Origin of the sequence: Bacillus inaquosorum KCTC 13429 (assembly GCF_000332645.1) — a bacterium.
Taxonomy (GTDB): domain Bacteria; phylum Bacillota; class Bacilli; order Bacillales; family Bacillaceae; genus Bacillus; species Bacillus inaquosorum.
The window spans coordinates 97,376-115,527 of sequence record NZ_AMXN01000006.1; the positions used below are offsets into that span (position 1 = coordinate 97,376).

The following is an 18,152-nucleotide window of genomic DNA, read 5'->3' on the forward strand; positions in this document are numbered from 1 at the left end:
CTACATCATATGACCATCCCGGTTTCTTGTCAACCGAAGATGTTTAAAATACACTCTCAAATTTTTCCCTGTTATGTAACATGATATGTAGGGATTCGGATAAAGTCCCATATAAAAAGACATCGTTTCAGTTCGAAACGATGCCTCCTATATCAAATGAATTTAGGCTTCCTTCCGCAGCCCGCGGAACACGAGGCTCAGCAAGAACACGAAGATGGCGGCCCCGATGATGGCCGGGAAAATAGCAAAGCCGGCGAGGCTCGGTCCCCAAGTGCCAAGGAGTCCGTGTCCGATCCAAGCGCCGATCAGCCCGGCAATCATAGAGCCGAAAATTCCTCCCGGCATCCGATTTCCTACGATGGCGCTTCCGATTAATCCGATAACGATAGCAACGACTAATGAAACCAAAAAGCTAATCATCATACTCACCTCTCATAAATGATTTATCAATCAATAACCGCTTATACCAAACCCGAAACATTGAAAAGCATATCGCGTTATGAAACTGTTTTGATTTTTCGCTGCACGCTTCCGTCAGCCAAATGAACAATGACCTCAGTGCCTTTATGTGCTGCGATTTCCTTTGCCCGTTCAATCGCTTCTTTCTTTGTATCCTTGATCTCAGACACACGTTTGGCACCCTCGGCTTTGACCGCCCAGCCGTTTTTATGCTTGATGACATGCTCTGCTTTATCCATGAGCTCAGGGTCTCCGCCGCTGTTTGAATCTTCATCTCGCTCTGTCTCATCATCATGCTTGAGGAAATCATCAATTTCTTCTTTAGAGGCGTTTTCCGCCCATTCCTTTGCTTTGCTTGTCGCAATCGGAATTGCGCGTCCATCCTCATAGCCTTCATCAATCATCGCATTCGCAATGTCAATGGCTTTTTTCTTCACCGGCTTCTCAAGATTTTTCAATGAAGCGGGATAATCCTTCATCGACCAAGGCATGTCCATCACTCCTTTTCCTTTTATAAAAATGGTACCCGCAGGTGAAAAATAAAAACGTTTCCGAGAAAATGAAGGTATACTATATAGTAGAAAAACGGAAGGGAAGTGCGAGTTGGGTGACAACAGAACGAAAAGAAGACTTACATCAGCAATTAAAAGAAATAGAGAAATGGGAAAAAGATCAGCAAAAAGTCTGGTTTTGGGAAAAGCTCAGCCGTCTCCCGTTTCAGCTGCTGGACAAGCTGACGCCGGAATTCATTCAGAAAAAAATCGGTAAGCTCTTGGATGAGGTCGGCAGCTTTGTTCAAACAGGAGGACAGTACCTGACATCTCAAAAACAGATTATCAATATGTTTCAAAAGAAACTGCCGGAGGAGATCTTCGAATCACTCGAAGACGTACAAAAAGCGCCTCTTTCTGTCATGGATGAAATTGCGGAAGGAATGGGCAAAAACAGAATTAACGCCGCAACTGTTCAAGGCGCGACAACGGGTGTGGGCGGCGTGTTTACCCTGGCGGCAGACATTCCGGCCGTGCTTGGCCTGTCGTTAAAAACGTTACAGGATATTGCGGTTGCTTACGGCTATGACCCAAAGGAGAAAAAAGAGCGTGTCTTCATCGTAAAATGTTTGCAGCTGACATCGGCTGATGTTGTCGGCAAAAAATCGATTTTGCAAGGATTAAAAGACTATGATCAAGATCGTACATATAAGAATGTCGCTTCTGAAATCCAGGGCTGGCGTGAAGTCGTTTTAGGCTATCGCGACACGTTTGGCTGGAAAAAGCTTTTTCAGCTGGTGCCGGTCGCAGGAATGGTCTTTGGCGCGGCAGCCAATCGCTCAACATTAAACGACATTACCGAAACGGGCATGATGCTGTATAAAAAGCGGCGCATTCTTGCGCGGCTGAAAGAAACAGAACAAGGGATGGAATAGCAGAAAGCAGACGGACACCACGATCCGCCTGCTTTTTTTAGTGGAAACACACCTAATGTGTTTTGTTTGTTTAAAAGAATTGATAGCGGGAATACAACAACCAACACCAATTAAAGGAGGAATTCAAAATGGCAGACGATAACAAAATGAGCAGAGAAGAAGCAGGTAGAAAAGGCGGAGAAACAACAAGCAAAAACCATGATAAAGAATTCTATCAAGAGATTGGCAAAAAAGGCGGAGAAGCCACTAGCGAAAACCATGACAAAGAATTCTATCAAGAAATCGGTGAAAAAGGCGGAGAAGCCACTAGCCGAAACCATGACAAAGAGTTCTATCAAGAAATCGGTGAAAAAGGCGGAGAAGCCACTAGCGAAAATCATGACAAAGAATTCTATCAAGAAATCGGCCGTAAAGGCGGAGAGGCAACAAGCAAAAATCATGATAAAGAATTCTATCAAGAAATTGGCTCAAAAGGCGGAAACGCCCGTAACAACGACTAATCATAAACATAAAGGCAGACAACCTGTAGATAAAAAGCGATCCGGCGCATCAGCTGGATCGCTTTTTATTTTGGAAATTTCTCAATCTACACTGGTATTTTGATACAATAAGTGAAAAAGAAAGGGGTTTTTGCTAATGTCCGAGATGCAAAACTTGCTCGCCATCGCCAATGAAGTCAAAGAAAAACACGCCAATTTTTCAATCTCAGAGGTCAACGACCACTGCGTGCGCCTCGCAGTGTTTACAGGAGAATATGACTGGCACCATCACCCTGGCTCAGATGAATTATTCATTGTTCTTGAAGGTGAGCTGCTGATCGATTTTAAGGACAAAGAAACCGCAGTGCTCAAAGCGAATGACAGCCTGCTGATCCCGAAAGGAACCGTTCACCGCACGCGCTCTTATGTCAGAACCGTGAATCTTTGCGTCGAGCATAAACAAGCGAAAACAGTCATCCTGGAAGAATCACCATGCTGATCAAAAAGATTGTATGTGAAGTAGACGCAGCAAACGCTGAAGCATTTTCAATAGCGCAGTCACAGTGGGGAGCATTGTCACATGTGAACGGCTTTGTCAAACAGGCCGGCGGCTGGCGGAAAACTGCAGATGGGCTGATCACCGCAGAAATCATCAGCGTTTGGGAAAACAGAGCTGCCTATGATCATTTTATGGAGAATGAACATGACAGCATTTACGAAGAAAACGAACAGAAGGCTGTAATTCTTTCGATAGATGTGACGCTGTATGAAGAGGATGAACCGTTCATTCACGATCTGTTACATAACCCTGACATCCGGTACGAACCAGACTGGACAGTTCAGAAGGCATAAACAAAGCCCAAAACATCATGTTTTGGGCTTGTGTTTTTACTCGCGTCCAGGAAGCGTATTATGAACAAAAGGCGGTGCTGGGTTTAACTCCGGTTTTTCTCCAAACGCTTTTGCTTCTTTCACATATTCAAAGGCTTCTCCATCCGGCGCTTTTTCGTTCAGCCAGGTTTGCCCGGTGCTTTCTTCGCCTTCAGAGAAATTGATCAGCTGATGCGAGAATTCTTGTTTTTCGAGTGCTTTCGGGAATGTCCCCGGCACAACCGGGCCTTCCTGTGCTTCTAATTCTTTAATGGCGGCTAGCCATTGATTTTGGTGCATCGTGTCACGTGCCAGCAGGAAGCTGAGCATATCTTTGACGCCTTTGTCATCCGTCATTTCAAATAGGCGTGCGACCTGCAAACGGCCCTGTGATTCCGCATTCAGATTGGCACGGAAGTCTGCCAGCAGGTTTCCGCTTGCAACGATATAGCCGCCGCTCCAAGGGACGCCTGTACTGCTTTCCGGCATGGCGCCAAGTCCTGACACAATTGCATGGTGAGGGTTCATGCCGCCCAGGATAGAGCCGATGACCGGATCTTCAGCGGCTTTTTCCTGCTGATCGAGCGGGGCATCCTCAAGAAGTCTGGCGATCATTGTGGCGATCATTTCAACGTGCCCGATTTCCTCAGTTGCCGTATCCATCAGCAAATCCTTGTATTTTTCATTTCCTCTTGTATTCCAGCCTTGAAATAAGTACTGCATGGCAACAGAAATTTCTCCGAATTGCCCGCCTAAAATTTCTTGCATTTTTTTAGCGAATAATGGATCTGGACGATCTGGTTTAGCAGGATGCTGCAGCATTTTTGTGTGCTTAAACATGTACCCATCTCCTTTTTTCGTTTCTCTCTTTCTATATTTCCGATCGATTGAAAGATAAACGAAAAGCAGCGTATCGAGATGGGGACTACGAATACGAATCCTCTCGCAGCTCTAAAAGCTCCTGAATCAGCTTCTGGCCGAAGATTGGCTCATACTGCCGGTAAACAGGATCAAGGCGCTTCATCCATTCTTTTTTCTCTTTATCCGACAGCTCGTAGATGTTAATAGAAGAATTCTTTTTGATTTCTTCCAACTGCTCCTTGTTCATTTGTTCGGCATACGTTTCATTCCACTCGGTCGTTTCCTTCATTGCTTCAGTCAAAATGCGCCGTGTTTCCGGTGTTTGTGTGTTCCAGAAATGCTCATCAGTCATGACAGCATAGCCGAGATAACCGTGGCTGCTTATTGTCAAATAGTCCTGAACATTATAAAATTTTTTAGAATAGATGTTTGAGATTGTATTTTCTTCGCCATCAACTACATTTTTTTCTAACAGCTGAAAGGTAGAATTGAAGGATTCCTGATGAGGTGTTGCGCCAAGCAGCTTGAACTGATCCTCTATCACATCACTTTGCATAATGCGGAGATCCTGTCCTTTTAAATCATCCGGGGTTTTGACCGGTCCTTGATTCGTCGTGATTTGTTTAAAGCCGTTTGTCCAATAGGCGAGTCCTTTTAATTGGTTTTTCTTTAGAGAATCAAACAGCTGCGTGCCGATGCTTCCGTTCAGCCCTTTTTTGACGGCATCGTAATTTGTAAATGCATACGGCAGATCGAGCACTCCCCATTCGGGCGAGAGCATGCCGAGCTTCGATGTGGAGGGGGCGATAAATTGAACTTCGCCGTTTTGCAATGCTTCAATTTCTTCAATGTCCGAATACAGGCTTCCATTCGGGAACACTTCAATTTTCATTTTCCCGCCTGATTTTTCGTTCACCAGCTCTGCAAACTTATTGGCAGCAAGCCCTTTCGGCGTATTTTCGGCAACCACATGGCTGAATTTGAACACGATTTGATCCTGTAAGCCTTCCTGATCGTCATCATAAACAATCTCTTCACTGCTGGAACGATCATGGAATCCGATAAATAAAGCGGTTGCAATTCCGGCGATCATCAGTGCGAGACATGCAAGTAAACTCTTCATGAAAAGCCCTCCCCTATGTTTAGGATAATCGGGGCCATGCCATTCGTAAAGACCTGAAAGGAGAAGCTGATGAACAAAAAGAAGCTCTCAATCCGTTGGAAAATCACGATCTTATCCTATATACTCGTCATTTTCTCCTTTTTGATCGGGGGCATTGTGCTTATCGGCAATATCCAGCATACAGAGGAGCGGGAGCTGAAAAAACGCCTGATGAATACGGCCCGGACAGTGTCGGAGATGACTGAAGTGAAAGAGGCTTTGGCGCGGAATAAACAAACAGAAGCTGTTCGCCATGCGGTTGAAGAAATCAGGATGATTAATGAAGCAGACTATATTGTCGTCATGGATATGAATCATATCCGCTACACGCATCCTGTCAGTACAAGCATCGGCAAAAAATCTGAGGGGGCAGACGAAGAGGCGGCGTTTGCGGAGCACATTTATTTCTCAGAAGCAAAGGGCGAGATCGGCACGGCGGTCCGCGCTTTTTATCCGGTGAAGGATCACGATCTGAATCAGATCGGCGTGGTGCTTGTCGGGAAAACACTGCCGGGGATCGCCGACATCCTCCTTCATTTAAAGCGTGATATCGCATTCATCGTTGTGCTGACACTCGGCTTCGGCCTTGCAGGCTCCTTTCTGCTGGCCCGCCATATCAAAAAACAAATGTTTCAGCTTGAGCCCCATGAGATTGTCCGAATGTATGAAGAACGGACAGCGACGTTTCACTCGATGAATGAAGGCGTGATTGCCATTGACAATCGGCTGATCATCACGATTTTCAATGAAAAAGCGAAACAGATTTTTGAAGTGCAGGGGAATCTGGTCGGAAAGGTGATCTGGGAGGTTCTCAAGGATTCGCGCCTGCCCGAAATCGTAGAGCGAAACAAAGCAGTTTATAATGAAGAAATTCGCGTCAGCGGAAAGGTGATCATGAGCAGCAGAATTCCGATCGTCATGAAGAAAAAAGTCATCGGAGCCGTCGCGATTTTTCAGGACAGAACGGAAGCGGCCAAGATGGCAGAGGAATTGACTGGCGTCAAAAACTTTGTGGAGGCGCTCCGCGTCCAAAATCATGAGCATATGAATAAGCTGCATACGATCGCCGGCCTCATCCAGCTGGGTAAATCTGAAAAAGCCTTGCAGCTTGCATTTCAGGCATCAACTGAGCAGGAAAATGTGACTGAATTTCTGCACCGCTCGATTCAAAATGACGCGGCGGCGGGCCTTCTATTAAGTAAAATCAGAAGAGGAAGAGAGCTCGGTATTGCAGTTCATATTGATGAAAACAGCAGCCTCCAGCAATTTCCCGAGCATGTTGATCAGCATGATATCGTCGTCCTTCTCGGCAACCTGATTGAAAATGCCTTCGGTTCATTTGAAACGGTACAATCTGATGACAAACGAATTGACATCAGCATCGAGCAAACGGATGATGTCCTTGCCATTTTAATAGAAGATAACGGTTGCGGGATTGAACCGGCACATATGCCGCACCTTTACGACAAAGGATTTACGGTTAATAAAACAGGAGGCACAGGCTATGGCCTGTATTTAGTGAAACAAATCACAGATAAAGGATCGGGTACGATAGAAGTTGATTCACACGCGGGACAGGGAACATCTTTTTCTATCGTTTTTCCAATGAAGGGGGAGGAAGCACAGCATGGCTCATAAGGAATGGAAGGTTCTGCTCATTGAAGACGATCCGATGGTTCAAGAGGTAAACAAGGATTTCATCACAACTGTCAAAGGTTTTACTGTCTGTGCAACAGCGGGAAACGGAGAAGAAGGCATCAAGCTGATTAAAGAAAAACAGCCCGACCTTGTTATTCTCGATGTATACATGCCGAAAAAAGACGGAATCAAAACGTTACAGGAGATCAGAAAGCAAAAGCTTGAAGTCGATGTCATTGTCGTCTCCGCCGCAAAAGACAAAGAAACGATCTCTCTTATGCTGCAAAATGGAGCGGCTGACTATATCTTAAAACCGTTTAAGCTTGAGCGAATGAGACAGGCCCTTGAAAAGTACAAGCAATATAAACAAAAAATCGAAGCAAATGATACGCTGTCCCAGGAGCAGCTCGATGCGATCCTGAATATCCCGCAGCAGGCCGTACAGGATCTGCCGAAAGGATTGAATCACTTCACGATGAATGAAGTCACTGCTTTTTTGAAACAGCAAACCGCATCGCTTTCTGCAGAAGAGGTCGCCAAGGCGCTCGGAATCGCCAGAGTGACAGCCAGACGATACCTTGATTATCTTGAAAAAAACGGAATGATTAAGCTGGACGTTCAATACGGCGGAGTCGGCCGGCCCGTCAACCGCTACGTGTTTAAAGGATAAACCTGAGACCAAAAAGACCAAAATGTCCGTTATGATCATAAACTTCCCCAGATCGTATGAAAACGCTATCATTCTAGTAAGAAAGACACAAAGGCGAATAGGACAGGGGGATGAAGGATATGAAACTGTTTAAAAATTTAACAGTTCAGGTCATAACCGCGGTCATCATCGGGGTCATTGTCGGGCTGGTCTGGCCGGATGTCGGCAAAGAGATGAAACCGCTTGGCGATACATTTATCAACGCTGTTAAAATGGTGATCGCTCCAATCATTTTCTTCACAATCGTTCTCGGGATTGCAAAAATGGGCGATATGAAGAAGGTTGGAAAAGTAGGGGGGAAAGCGTTCATTTATTTCGAGGTTGTCACCACCCTCGCACTCATTATCGGTTTGTTTGTCGTCAATATTTTGAAGCCTGGCGCGGGTCTTGATTACAGCAAGCTTGAAAAGGGAGATGTATCACAATACACGCAAAATGGCGGTCAGGGAATCGACTGGATTGAATTTGTCACACACATTGTTCCGTCCAACATGGTTGATGCCTTCGCAAAAGGGGACATTTTGCAGGTCTTATTCTTTTCAATTCTTTTCGGAGTCGGTCTCGCGGCATTAGGTGAAAAAGGGAAAAGCGTCATTGATTTCTTCGACAAGATTTCTCACGTCTTTTTCAAAATCATCAGCTACATCATGCGTGCGGCGCCAATCGGGGCATTCGGGGCGATGGCGTATACGATCGGGCACTTCGGTCTCGATTCCATCAAGCCGCTGGCAAGCTTAATGATGTCAGTTTATATTACGATGTTCCTGTTCGTATTTGTTGCTTTAAATATCATCTGCAAGCTTTACGGATTCAGCCTGTGGAATTACCTTCGCTTCATTAAAGATGAGCTTCTGATCGTGCTTGGCACAAGCTCTTCAGAATCAGTGCTTCCGCGAATGATGGATAAAATGGAGCGCTACGGCTGTTCGAAATCCGTTGTCGGGCTTGTCATTCCGACGGGCTATTCGTTTAACCTCGACGGCACATCCATTTATTTATCAATGGCGACTGTCTTTCTGGCACAGGTGTTTGGAGTAGACCTCAGCATCGGCCAGCAAATTACAATTATCCTCGTTCTGATGCTGACATCGAAGGGAGCGGCCGGTGTGACGGGAAGCGGATTTATCGTCCTGGCCTCAACGCTGTCAGCGCTTCAGGTCATTCCGCTGGAGGGCCTTGCACTCCTGCTTGGGGTTGACCGCTTCATGAGTGAAGGAAGGGCGATTGTGAACCTGATCGGAAACGGAATCGCCACGATCATTGTTGCAAAAAGTGAAAATGAGTTCGATGAAGCGAAAAGCATAGAGGCTGTTGAAGGCATGAAAAAAATGAAAACAGCAGTCTGAAAAAAGAGCGGCCCATCAGTGGGCCGTTTTTTTAATTGTTTAAGAATTATTAAGGTAAGGACAGAGACCTCAGCATTTTTTTGTTATATAATTTACAAATGGATACTATATTGAATGAAGGACGTTTGTCCTAACAGGAGTGTATAAATGGCCGCTTTAGTTAAATTTTTTCAGCACCCGGGAGTAAGGCGTTTCTCCGTCTTTGTCGTGTTAACTGGTGTGTTATATCTATTTAAGAGCATGATCAACTTAATATTGCTTACCTTCATTTTCACATTTCTCATGGATCGTTTGGAGCTTGTCGTACGGCAGTTTGTCAGCCGCTTCTTCCGCGTGAGCCAGCGGATTGTCATTACGTTTCTTTACATGTTGCTGGCTGTGCTCCTTACAGTCGGTGGATTTGTATTTTATCCGGTCGTCGCGGCGCAGATTCAGCAGCTGGTTAAGCAGATTAAACATATTGCGTATCACCCGGACAGCATTCCTTTCTTTGATGAGATCACCAGTGTTTTCGGTGATATTAATATCAGTTCATATGTCAAAGAGGGTTTCAATGTGGTGTATACGTATCTGGCCGATATCAGCACGTTCGGCTTGCAGATCGTAATGGCGCTCATTCTCAGCATGTTTTTCTTATTTGAGAAAAAGCGGCTTTCTGAATTCATGGCGAAATTTAAAACGAGCAAACTGGCGGTCTTTTATGAGGAAATTGCTTTTTTTGGAAGCAAATTTGCAAGAACGTTCGGCAAGGTGCTTGAGGCTCAATTTATCATTGCGCTCGTCAACTGTATTCTGACGTTTATCGCGCTTTGGATTATGCATTTCCCGCAGCTGTTTGGGCTTTCTATTATGGTGTTCTTCCTTGGATTGATCCCTGTAGCAGGCGTCGTCATTTCTCTGATCCCGCTCAGTATTATCGCTTACAGCACTGGCGGCGGAATGTATGTGCTCTATATTGTGCTTGTCATATTCGCTATTCATGCGATCGAAACCTATTTCTTAAATCCGAAGCTGATGTCTGCGAAAACAGAGCTGCCGATCTTTTTCACCTTTACAGTACTCATTTTCTCTGAGCACTTTTTCGGCATTTGGGGTTTAATTATCGGGATTCCGATTTTTGTGTTTCTCCTTGATATTCTTGATGTCACCAACAAGGAAGATGGACCCAAAAGATTCCGAGAGAAAAGTAACAAAAAATAGTTTACAAAATTGGATCTTTTCTGTATAAATAAACTAAATCATACAATAGTAAGCCACACGCTTAATCCTTTGATAAGGAGTGGGGGACCCAATCTTTTGGGGTTAATTTTTCATCTGAAAAACGGACATCTCTTCGTCCGAACCCGTCAGCTAACCTCATCAGCGTGAAGAGAGAGTCCTGTGGTTTGATGATACATCCAAAGCCTGCGGGAGTCTCTCGCGGGCTTTTTTTCAAAAAAGGGAGGAATGCGGATGAAGCTGGCAAAAAAAATCATTATTGCATTGGTTCTTGGCGCGGTGACTGGATTGGTCCTCAACCTTACATCACCTGAATTATTTGAAAATTTGAATAAGTTTGTATTTGGTCCGCTTGGCACCATCTTTTTAAACCTCATTAAAATGCTTGTTGTGCCGATTGTCTTTTTCTCACTGACACTGGGAGTAGCCGGGCTGGGTGATCCAAAGAAGCTTGGCAGAATCGGCGTGAAGGCGATTTCTTATTTTCTCATCACGACAGCAGTGGCAATCACGATCGGGCTTATTCTTGCTCTTGTGATTAGACCTGGTGAGTTTGGGACTTATGATGTTTCATCTGCCAAGTTTAATGCTGAGGCAGCCCCAAGTATTGCCGACACTCTTCTGAACATTATTCCTGCGAATCCGGTTCAAGCGATGACAGAAGGAAATATGCTGCAAATCATCGTATTTTCTATTTTTGTAGGGCTCGGAATCACGATGCTCGGCAAAAAAGCGGATATGCTTCTGAAAGTCGTTGAACAGGGAAATGAATTGATGATGTATCTCGTCAACCTAGTCATGAAGTTTGCGCCATACGGAACGTTCGGTCTGATTGCGACTGCTATCGGCAGCCAGGGCTTCAGCGCGATTAAGGCGATGGGACTTTATATGATTGTTGTTACGCTGTCCCTGATCATTCATGCAGTCGTGACGTACGGTTCAACGGTTGCTCTTTTGGCAAAACGAAATCCGTTTACGTTCTTTAAAGATTTCTCAGAGGTTATGGTCGTCGCGTTCAGTACCTCCAGCAGCAATGCGACCCTGCCGGTATCAATGGATGTGGCGCAGAAAAAATTAAAAGTGCCTGAGCCGATCAGCAGCTTCGTCCAGCCGCTCGGCGCGACAATTAATATGGACGGAACAGCCATCATGCAAGGGGTAGCCACCGTCTTCATTGCGCAGGTGTTCGGGCATGATCTGACATTTACGCAGCTGCTGATGGTGATACTGACGGCTGTGCTAGCAAGTATCGGCACCGCGGGTGTACCGGGTGTAGGCTTGATTATGCTCGCCATGGTGCTTCAATCTGTCGGACTCCCTGTCGAGGGAATCGGGTTAATTCTCGGAATTGACCGCCTGCTTGATATGCTCCGCACAGTGGTGAATACAACTGGAGACGCGGCCTGCGCCGTCATCATTACAGAAACCGAAAAGAACAAACAGCCTGAGCAAACCCCGACTCTATCGGTTTAACCAAACATTTGGAAGCAACAAATGCTATAATACAAACAGTGCCTAATTTTAGGCACTGTTTATTTTTTGTTGAAAAAGGAGGAAGGCTTTATGGCTGAGCCGATTTTACATATTGAAGGCCTCGATAAAAAGATTGGGTCTAAACAGATACTAAAACAAATCAGCATGGACGTCATGGAGGGAGAAATCATCGGCCTGCTCGGTCCGAATGGTTCCGGAAAAACAACACTCATCCGTATCATCGTCGGACTGTTAAAACAAAACAGCGGAAGCGTGACAATCAGCGGATTCCAGCATGATACAGAGTTTGAAAAAGCAATGGAAGCTGTTGGAGCGATCGTCGAAAATCCCGAGTTCTATCCGTACCTGACAGGCTGGGAAAACCTCAAGCACTTTGCGAATATGCACAAAAAAATAGACGAAGAACGGCTTGATGAAGTGGTGGAACGTGTCGGGCTGACGTCAGCGATTCATGATAAGGTGAAAACCTATTCTCTCGGCATGCGCCAGCGTCTTGGCATTGCACAGGCGATTCTTCACCGGCCGAAGCTTCTTATTTTAGATGAACCGACAAACGGTCTCGATCCTGCGGGTATGAAGGATTTTCGCGATCATATTAAGGAGCTCGCAGAAAAGGAAGGAACGGCAGTCCTGTTCGCCACTCATTTATTGCGAGAAGTTGAAGATCTGTGCGACCGTGTCATCATTATTCAAAAAGGTGAGATCAAAGCGGAAGTCAGCCTACATGGAACAAATCAAAAAACAGAAAAAGCGATCATTGAAGTGCAGCCGGAAGAAAAAGCCCTCAATTGGCTGACAGGCAATCAATATCAAGCTGAGCGGCAAGGCGGGGCGATAGTTGTTGAGGTAGCAAAAGAAAACATTCCGGAGCTGAACCGCTCACTTGTCGGACAAGACCTGAATGTATTTTCCATTACGCCTTACACGCAATCACTGGAAGACGAATTCATAAAAGCGACAACTGCTCATCAAGAGGAGGGAGAAGAGCTTGTCTAAATTAATTTGGAATGAACATATGAAACTTTTTAATCGGAAGGTCACATTGGTTTCTCTTATCCTGATGGCGGTCTTTCAATTTTTCATGGCTTTGATCATTAAACGGATTGTCATCAGTGCCGGAACAGATGAAAACTTCATCGGCTATTTATCGTATACACCGAGCCTGAACATCCTGCTGCAGGCTTTAACGATCGTGATTGCAGCGACAATTGTTTCGATGGAATTTGATAAAAAGACGATCAAATTTCTGCTCATTCGCCCGGTTAAACGCCAAAAGATTTTTTGGTCAAAATTAATCACAGTCGTGATGGTCAGCTTTTATTTGTATCTGGCATACTACATTTTGGCATTATTATTCGGTCTCGTCTTTTTTGGCACATCGGTAACCGCGGAATCAAAGACATTGCTGATCAACACCCTGGAGCTGATCGGGTCAAATTGGCTTGAAGCCGTAATGATGGGATTATTCGGGCTGCTTTGTTCTTCGCTGTTCCGGAACAGTGCGGTAGCAGTCGTCGTTTCATTTGTCGTTTTATATGGAGCGAGTACACTTGTTCAGCTCATGAAGCTATTTGAAAACAAATGGGGCAGCTTTTTGCTTTTCGCGAACACTGACTTTACCCAATACAGCAGCGGGGAGACAGCGTTGTTTTCAGGCATGACGCCATTGTTTTCAGCGGGGATTATCATCATACATGCCATATTCTTCATCGCCGTTGGCTGGTGGTGCTTCTGTAAACGGGATGTCCGGGTGTAAAGGCAAGGAATGACATTTTTGTGAAAAAGCTCACGTGAATCAATATCATTTGATATTTTGGTTTATACTAAAGGTACTGACGGAGGTGTCTCGATTGAGGAACTTTATTACCGCTTTACCGATAGTATTACTGCTTGGATTCTCATTTGTGTCATTCATGTTTCAGTTTGAACATCTTGTTTATTTCAGACTCGCGCTTGGGTTGTTCTCTCTCGCAGGGCTGTACATGATATATAAAATAAAGACGGGCATCCGTTATTTTATCATCTATCTGTATGCCAGCTGGATTGTGCTTGCTGCAGTAACCGCTTTTGAAGAGCCGATTTTCTCGAGCTTTTTCTTTGGCGGCTTGGTGATGACAATGGGTTACCTGACATATATGCTGATTTATCTCGGCATGAAACAAGACCGGGATGCAAATCCTGTGTAATCGCGCTGTTCCCTGGGGGAACGGCGTGTTTTTTTTATACCGGACAAAAAGGTTAACAGTTGCGGAATGGCGGCAGGAAATCTATAATACATATTAAATTTATCGGAATTAAAACCTTGGGGGGCTGCCGGATGTCATTATTTATACAAAACGATCAACAACGGCAATGGATGGAGAAAATCGGACGGCTTGCGGATGAATTTCAGCAAACAGCCGCTGAAGATGACGAACTGGGACGTTTTCCTTTAGAAAAAATACAAAAACTGCGTGATGCCGGGTATACGGCGTTAACATTGCCAGCATCCCATGGAGGAGGGGGCATTTCTGTTTACGACATGCTCCTGTTTCAAGAACGGCTTGCACGGGGAGACGCTCCTGCAGCGCTCAGCATCGGCTGGCATTTGAGCGTAATCGGGGAGCTCGGAGAAGGCAACAGCTGGGATAAAGACGTGTTTGCATTTGTTGCAAAGGAAGTCCAAAACGGAGCCGTCATCAACAGGGCGGCGACAGAAGCGCAAACCGGAAGCCCGACAAGAGGAGGGCGTCCCGGTACAAACGCCGTCAAAAAGGATGGTAAATGGGCAGTAAACGGTAGAAAAACCTTTACGACGATGTCACAGGCACTGGATTATTTTTTAGTGACAGCATGGATTGAAGAAAAACAAACAACAGGCGTGTTTCTCATTCATAAAGATGATCCCGGTTTGTCGATTAAAGAAACGTGGGATATGATGGCGATGCGGGCGACTGGAAGCCATGACCTTGTACTGAATGAGGTAATGCTTGATGAGGAGAAACTGGTGGAATTGCTTCAAGGACCTCGGGGAGCTAAGCCGAATGGCTGGCTGCTTCATATTCCGGCGATTTATCTTGGCGTTGCTCAAGCAGCACGAGACTATGCGGTGCAATTTGCATCTGAGTATTCTCCAAACAGTTTGAAGGGACCGATCAAGGATGTCCCAGCCGTACAGCAAAGAACAGGCGAAATGGAGCTTGAACTGCTCAATGCCAGACATTTTCTTTTCCATATCGCTCAATTGTATGACAATCCGGAGCGCCGCCCTCACTTGAAAAGCGAGCTTGGTGCGGCGAAACATATCGTCACAAATGCTGCGCTGTCTGTTGTCGATAAAGCGATGAGAATTGTCGGGGCCAAAAGTCTTGAACGAACCAACCCGCTTCAGCGCTATTATCGTGATGTGCGCGCCGGTCTCCATAACCCGCCGATGGATGATGCAGTGATCCAAAAGCTGGCCGCAGAAGCGTTTGAGTCATGAAAAAAAGAGCCTTTCGGCTCTTTTTATGTATTGTTTTGCTCTTGGAGATTTTTTTGATGCTTGCGGTCGATCCTGTCATAAATGACGTTCATCAGCTTTGGATTGCCCATAATCGCCTCTTTGTTTTCCTGGATCAGCTGCTGGTAGGTTTTTACTTTACGCTTCGGCATGCTCCGGCGCCCTCCTGACATGTTTGTATTCACTTTCTAACTCCGTCAGCGACAATTCATACAAATGACGCTTTGACTTTTTGTATATACCATTCTGTATTAACAGATGAATGAGCTGTTTTTTTCTGGTTTCTGCAGACTGAGGTGTCATTATGTCACCAACCTCCAATCAAACGATATTGATAATCATTATCAATTAACTTCAGTATACAATGTCCGCAATAGCCTGTAAAGGTGAAAACAGTCCTATTCTTTCCCAAATATGCAAACATTCAAAAGATCGACAAAAAGTTTCCCGGGGAATAATTTGCTGTCGAAATGTCCCTCTTCATTGAATGCTGCCGCTGCTATTTTTCATGTTTTGAACCATACTATGTAATAGAATGGAGGCTGGTATTCAATGGAGCGGACAGAAAATCTGAAAAAGGGAGAAAAAGGGGCGCTCCTCAATATTTTTGCTTATGTCATCCTTGCTGTTGTGAAGCTTGTCATTGGGATCCTCTATCATTCCGAAGCGCTGAGAGCAGACGGATTAAATAATGGAACAGATATTGTTGCGTCAGTGGCGGTGCTGATTGGATTGCGTATTTCCCAAAGACCGGCTGACAGCGATCATCCATATGGCCATTATCGGGCTGAAACAATTTCGTCTCTTGTTGCGTCTTTTATTATGATGGTTGTCGGCATTGAAGTGTTAATCGGCGGAGGAAAAGCGATTGCGGGCGGAACTACGGAAACGCCAAGTCTTATAGCGGCATGGACGGCGTTAGGCAGTGCCTTGTTTATGTATGGCATCTACTTATATAACAAAAGGCTGGCGGCATCGATTAAAAGCTCTGCCCTGATGGCAGCGGCAAAGGACAGCAGATCAGACGCTTTTGTAAGTGCCGGAGCGTTTATCGGTGTGATGTCATCCCAGCTTCAGCTGCCGTGGATCGATCCGGTAACAGCTTTTATCATCGGCATCATCATTTGCAAAACGGCATGGGACATCTTTAAAGATGCTTCACATTCTTTAACAGACGGCTTTCACTTAAAAGATCTTGAGCCTTACAAACAGACCGTCGGCAGGATTGAAAGTGTACATCGTCTAAAGGATGTGAAAGCCCGGTATTTAGGCAGCACAGTTCATATTGAGATGGTTATTACGGTTGATCCAAAGCTTACAGTAGAAGAAGGCCATGGAGTGGCGGATGAAGTAGAGGATAAAATAAAACATGAACACGATGTCACTCATGTTCATGTTCATGTAGAGCCCGACGACATAAAATAAGGCTGTTAAACGAATTAGCTTATATGTTCAGATAAAAATTCAGTCACTTCTTCAGGCGTTTTGGCATTGGCGCTGTGAAGATGAGCTGTTTTTTCACCGTTTTTGAAGATAAGCAAGCTAGGAATACCCATTACTTGGTATTTTTCAGCCAATTCAGGAAGCTCGTCCTTATTCAGCTCATACCAATCGTTTTGATTGTACTCTTCCAAAATATCGCCGATGAACATATTCATGCGTGTGCAGTCTGGGCACCAATCAGCATAAAACTTTACGATAATTTCTTTATCGGATTGAATCAGTTCATTAAATTGTTCGTTTGTCGTGATTTTTTTCATATGTCACATCTCCTTTTCAATGCCATTTTAATATAAAATAAAAAGGAATTACATACAAATGCATTCAGCATCAGCATGCCCAAAAATAATTAGATCATTTTCTCGTGAAAGTGATAAGATAGTAAAGATGAATTTGTAGTGGGGGGAGTATCCATTGAAAACAAGTCTAGGATTAGTGTACGGAGGAAAGTCAGCAGAACATAATGTATCACTGCAGACAGCTCTGGCTGTAATCAAAGCGCTAAATACTGAGAAGTTTGATATACATCCGATTTATATAACTGAAAAAGGCGAATGGGTAAGAGGCGCCCGTTTATCTGAGCCTGTTTCAAACGTGAAAATGCTTCAATTTGAGCAAGGAGGCAGTGCTTTTTCTCCAGCTGCCCTGAACCAGGAAATGTTTCCGCAGGAAGCGCCAGAGCAAAATGAAGCCATCGACGTCGTATTCCCGCTCCTCCACGGACCGAACGGAGAAGACGGTACGATCCAAGGAATGCTCGAACTGTTGAATATTCCTTATGTCGGCAACGGTGTGCTTGCTTCCTCAGCAGGCATGGATAAAGTCGTTATGAAACATTTATTCGCGCAGGCAGGACTTGCTCAGGCTAAATACGCAGCTTTCCTTAAGAAAGATTGGACTCGTTCTCCGGAAGAAAGCTGTAAGCAGGTAGAAGAGGAATTAGGCTACCCTTGCTTCGTAAAACCGGCAAATCTTGGATCAAGTGTCGGAATCAGCAAATGCCGAAACCGTGAAGAACTGCAAAAAGCGTTTGAGCTTGCATTCCAATATGACCGCAAAGTCGTCGTTGAAGAAGGAATTAACGGCCGAGAAATCGAAATCGGCGTTCTTGGAAATGACGATCCTAAATGCTCTGTTGTGGGAGAGATCGCACCAAAGACAGATTTCTACGATTACAAAGCGAAATATGAAGATGGAGACACTGATCTGATGATCCCGGCGAATGTGTCCGATGAGGAATACACAAAAATCAGTGATATGGCGATCAAAGCGTTTAAAGCGATCGACGGTTCAGGACTTGTCAGAGCGGACTTTTTCCTGACAGCTGACGGCGAAGTTCTGATCAATGAAGTCAACACAATGCCTGGCTTTACACCTTTCAGCATGTTCCCGCTGCTCTGGAAAGAGGCCGGAGTGGAATACGCTGATCTGATTGAACAGCTTGTAGAGCTTGCAAAAGAACGCCACGCTGAGAAACAATTAATTAAGCATACATTCTAATGAAGATGG

General features: G+C 45.0%; 22 protein-coding genes and 1 riboswitch. Of the genes, 15 read left to right on the forward strand and 7 right to left on the reverse strand.

The window, feature by feature from the left end:
- Positions 1–162: 162 nt before the first annotated feature.
- The gene (locus BSI_RS05795; RefSeq protein ID WP_003225121.1) at positions 163–420 is read right to left on the reverse strand and encodes a GlsB/YeaQ/YmgE family stress response membrane protein; all 258 of its coding nucleotides are present in this window, start codon (positions 418–420) and stop codon (positions 163–165) included.
- 77 nt (positions 421–497) lie between these two features.
- Positions 498–950, reverse strand: a complete 453-nt coding sequence (locus BSI_RS05790) for a DUF2188 domain-containing protein (protein ID WP_003240298.1) — start codon at positions 948–950, stop codon at positions 498–500.
- Between the two features lie 116 nt (positions 951–1,066).
- On the opposite strand from BSI_RS05790, the gene BSI_RS05785 reads away from it, so the two are divergent.
- The 4 genes from BSI_RS05785 to BSI_RS05770 all read left to right on the forward strand — a co-directional run bounded on the left by BSI_RS05785 (position 1,067) and on the right by BSI_RS05770 (position 3,216).
- The gene (locus BSI_RS05785) at positions 1,067–1,885 is read left to right on the forward strand and encodes an EcsC family protein (protein WP_003240300.1); all 819 of its coding nucleotides are present in this window, start codon (positions 1,067–1,069) and stop codon (positions 1,883–1,885) included.
- Between the two features lie 128 nt (positions 1,886–2,013).
- Positions 2,014–2,385: a glucose starvation-inducible protein GsiB gene (gene gsiB / locus BSI_RS05780; protein WP_003240302.1), complete on the forward strand. Its 372-nt coding sequence runs from the start codon at positions 2,014–2,016 to the stop codon at positions 2,383–2,385.
- A gap of 136 nt (positions 2,386–2,521) precedes the next feature.
- Positions 2,522–2,863: a cupin domain-containing protein gene (locus BSI_RS05775; RefSeq protein ID WP_003240303.1), complete on the forward strand. Its 342-nt coding sequence runs from the start codon at positions 2,522–2,524 to the stop codon at positions 2,861–2,863.
- On the forward strand, positions 2,857–3,216 hold the full coding sequence (locus BSI_RS05770) for a YdbC family protein (RefSeq protein WP_003240305.1): 360 nt from the start codon (positions 2,857–2,859) through the stop codon (positions 3,214–3,216). The genes BSI_RS05775 and BSI_RS05770 overlap by 7 nt, the downstream gene beginning before the upstream one ends.
- Positions 3,217–3,252: 36 nt before the next feature.
- Here the strand turns inward: BSI_RS05770 and BSI_RS05765 are convergent, their stop codons facing one another.
- Both BSI_RS05765 and dctB read right to left on the reverse strand, forming a co-directional pair.
- Positions 3,253–4,074, reverse strand: coding sequence for a manganese catalase (locus tag BSI_RS05765; protein WP_003240308.1), 822 nt, complete (start codon positions 4,072–4,074; stop codon positions 3,253–3,255).
- Between the two features lie 85 nt (positions 4,075–4,159).
- Complete coding sequence (gene dctB / locus BSI_RS05760) at positions 4,160–5,218, reverse strand: C4-dicarboxylate TRAP transporter substrate-binding protein DctB (protein WP_003240312.1); 1,059 nt, start codon at positions 5,216–5,218, stop codon at positions 4,160–4,162.
- A gap of 69 nt (positions 5,219–5,287) precedes the next feature.
- On the opposite strand from dctB, the gene dctS reads away from it, so the two are divergent.
- The 9 genes from dctS to BSI_RS05720 all read left to right on the forward strand — a co-directional run bounded on the left by dctS (position 5,288) and on the right by BSI_RS05720 (position 15,125).
- The gene (gene dctS, locus BSI_RS05755; RefSeq protein ID WP_003240314.1) at positions 5,288–6,895 is read left to right on the forward strand and encodes a two-component system sensor histidine kinase DctS; all 1,608 of its coding nucleotides are present in this window, start codon (positions 5,288–5,290) and stop codon (positions 6,893–6,895) included.
- Positions 6,885–7,565, forward strand: coding sequence for a two-component system response regulator DctR (gene dctR, locus BSI_RS05750; RefSeq protein WP_003240315.1), 681 nt, complete (start codon positions 6,885–6,887; stop codon positions 7,563–7,565). The genes dctS and dctR overlap by 11 nt, the downstream gene beginning before the upstream one ends.
- Positions 7,566–7,684: 119 nt before the next feature.
- Complete coding sequence (gene dctP / locus BSI_RS05745; protein ID WP_003240316.1) at positions 7,685–8,950, forward strand: C4-dicarboxylate transporter DctP; 1,266 nt, start codon at positions 7,685–7,687, stop codon at positions 8,948–8,950.
- 147 nt (positions 8,951–9,097) lie between these two features.
- Positions 9,098–10,150: an AI-2E family transporter gene (locus tag BSI_RS05740; protein ID WP_003240317.1), complete on the forward strand. Its 1,053-nt coding sequence runs from the start codon at positions 9,098–9,100 to the stop codon at positions 10,148–10,150.
- 48 nt (positions 10,151–10,198) lie between these two features.
- A riboswitch (cyclic di-AMP (ydaO/yuaA leader) is annotated at positions 10,199–10,329 on the forward strand.
- A gap of 73 nt (positions 10,330–10,402) precedes the next feature.
- Positions 10,403–11,641 carry a dicarboxylate/amino acid:cation symporter gene (locus tag BSI_RS05735; protein WP_003240318.1) on the forward strand — a complete coding sequence of 413 codons (1,239 nt, stop codon included), beginning with the start codon at positions 10,403–10,405 and terminating at the stop codon, positions 11,639–11,641.
- Positions 11,642–11,731: 90 nt separating this feature from the next.
- A complete protein-coding gene (locus BSI_RS05730) occupies positions 11,732–12,658 on the forward strand; it encodes an ABC transporter ATP-binding protein (RefSeq protein WP_003240319.1) in 927 nt (308 codons plus the stop codon).
- Entirely contained in the window at positions 12,651–13,418 is a 768-nt protein-coding gene (locus tag BSI_RS05725; protein WP_003240320.1) for a DUF2705 family protein, read from the forward strand. Before BSI_RS05730 ends, BSI_RS05725 begins: the two co-directional genes overlap by 8 nt.
- Positions 13,419–13,512: 94 nt before the next feature.
- On the forward strand, positions 13,513–13,848 hold the full coding sequence (locus BSI_RS0121375; protein ID WP_032732221.1) for a hypothetical protein: 336 nt from the start codon (positions 13,513–13,515) through the stop codon (positions 13,846–13,848).
- A gap of 131 nt (positions 13,849–13,979) precedes the next feature.
- Positions 13,980–15,125 (forward strand): acyl-CoA dehydrogenase family protein, encoded by a 1,146-nt coding sequence (locus BSI_RS05720; protein ID WP_003240323.1) that lies wholly within the window; start codon positions 13,980–13,982, stop codon positions 15,123–15,125.
- 23 nt (positions 15,126–15,148) lie between these two features.
- Here BSI_RS05720 and fbpB read toward each other — a convergent pair whose 3' ends face one another.
- Positions 15,149–15,328, reverse strand: a complete 180-nt coding sequence (gene fbpB / locus BSI_RS0121380; RefSeq protein WP_010886410.1) for a Fur-regulated basic protein FbpB — start codon at positions 15,326–15,328, stop codon at positions 15,149–15,151.
- Positions 15,282–15,446: a Fur-regulated basic protein FbpA gene (locus tag BSI_RS0121385; protein WP_019257529.1), complete on the reverse strand. Its 165-nt coding sequence runs from the start codon at positions 15,444–15,446 to the stop codon at positions 15,282–15,284. Before BSI_RS0121385 ends, fbpB begins: the two co-directional genes overlap by 47 nt.
- Positions 15,447–15,695: 249 nt before the next feature.
- Here BSI_RS0121385 and BSI_RS05715 point away from each other — a divergent pair, with 249 nt between their 5' ends.
- Positions 15,696–16,568: a cation diffusion facilitator family transporter gene (locus BSI_RS05715; RefSeq protein ID WP_003240325.1), complete on the forward strand. Its 873-nt coding sequence runs from the start codon at positions 15,696–15,698 to the stop codon at positions 16,566–16,568.
- A gap of 14 nt (positions 16,569–16,582) precedes the next feature.
- Here BSI_RS05715 and BSI_RS05710 read toward each other — a convergent pair whose 3' ends face one another.
- Positions 16,583–16,903: a thioredoxin family protein gene (locus BSI_RS05710; RefSeq protein WP_003225161.1), complete on the reverse strand. Its 321-nt coding sequence runs from the start codon at positions 16,901–16,903 to the stop codon at positions 16,583–16,585.
- A 154-nt stretch (positions 16,904–17,057) separates the two neighbouring features.
- Between BSI_RS05710 and BSI_RS05705 the strand changes: the two genes are divergently transcribed.
- Positions 17,058–18,143: a D-alanine--D-alanine ligase gene (locus tag BSI_RS05705; protein ID WP_003240327.1), complete on the forward strand. Its 1,086-nt coding sequence runs from the start codon at positions 17,058–17,060 to the stop codon at positions 18,141–18,143.
- Positions 18,144–18,152: the final 9 nt, after the last annotated feature.

What these genes read in the sequence shown, in the direction of transcription:
- BSI_RS05715 (WP_003240325.1), top strand. Translation starts at nt 15,696, where the DNA reads ATGGAGCGGACAGAAAATCTGAAAAAGGGAGAAAAAGGGGCGCTCCTC.
- BSI_RS05740 (WP_003240317.1), top strand. Translation starts at nt 9,098, where the DNA reads ATGGCCGCTTTAGTTAAATTTTTTCAGCACCCGGGAGTAAGGCGTTTC.
- gsiB (WP_003240302.1), top strand. Translation starts at nt 2,014, where the DNA reads ATGGCAGACGATAACAAAATGAGCAGAGAAGAAGCAGGTAGAAAAGGC.
- BSI_RS05790 (WP_003240298.1), bottom strand. Translation starts at nt 950, where the DNA reads ATGCCTTGGTCGATGAAGGATTATCCCGCTTCATTGAAAAATCTTGAG.
- BSI_RS05775 (WP_003240303.1), top strand. Translation starts at nt 2,522, where the DNA reads ATGTCCGAGATGCAAAACTTGCTCGCCATCGCCAATGAAGTCAAAGAA.
- dctP (WP_003240316.1), top strand. Translation starts at nt 7,685, where the DNA reads ATGAAACTGTTTAAAAATTTAACAGTTCAGGTCATAACCGCGGTCATC.
- BSI_RS05735 (WP_003240318.1), top strand. Translation starts at nt 10,403, where the DNA reads ATGAAGCTGGCAAAAAAAATCATTATTGCATTGGTTCTTGGCGCGGTG.
- BSI_RS05730 (WP_003240319.1), top strand. Translation starts at nt 11,732, where the DNA reads ATGGCTGAGCCGATTTTACATATTGAAGGCCTCGATAAAAAGATTGGG.
- BSI_RS0121385 (WP_019257529.1), bottom strand. Translation starts at nt 15,446, where the DNA reads ATGACACCTCAGTCTGCAGAAACCAGAAAAAAACAGCTCATTCATCTG.
- dctB (WP_003240312.1), bottom strand. Translation starts at nt 5,218, where the DNA reads ATGAAGAGTTTACTTGCATGTCTCGCACTGATGATCGCCGGAATTGCA.
- BSI_RS05765 (WP_003240308.1), bottom strand. Translation starts at nt 4,074, where the DNA reads ATGTTTAAGCACACAAAAATGCTGCAGCATCCTGCTAAACCAGATCGT.
- BSI_RS05710 (WP_003225161.1), bottom strand. Translation starts at nt 16,903, where the DNA reads ATGAAAAAAATCACGACAAACGAACAATTTAATGAACTGATTCAATCC.
- BSI_RS05720 (WP_003240323.1), top strand. Translation starts at nt 13,980, where the DNA reads ATGTCATTATTTATACAAAACGATCAACAACGGCAATGGATGGAGAAA.
- dctR (WP_003240315.1), top strand. Translation starts at nt 6,885, where the DNA reads ATGGCTCATAAGGAATGGAAGGTTCTGCTCATTGAAGACGATCCGATG.
- BSI_RS05770 (WP_003240305.1), top strand. Translation starts at nt 2,857, where the DNA reads ATGCTGATCAAAAAGATTGTATGTGAAGTAGACGCAGCAAACGCTGAA.
- BSI_RS05795 (WP_003225121.1), bottom strand. Translation starts at nt 420, where the DNA reads ATGATTAGCTTTTTGGTTTCATTAGTCGTTGCTATCGTTATCGGATTA.
- dctS (WP_003240314.1), top strand. Translation starts at nt 5,288, where the DNA reads ATGAACAAAAAGAAGCTCTCAATCCGTTGGAAAATCACGATCTTATCC.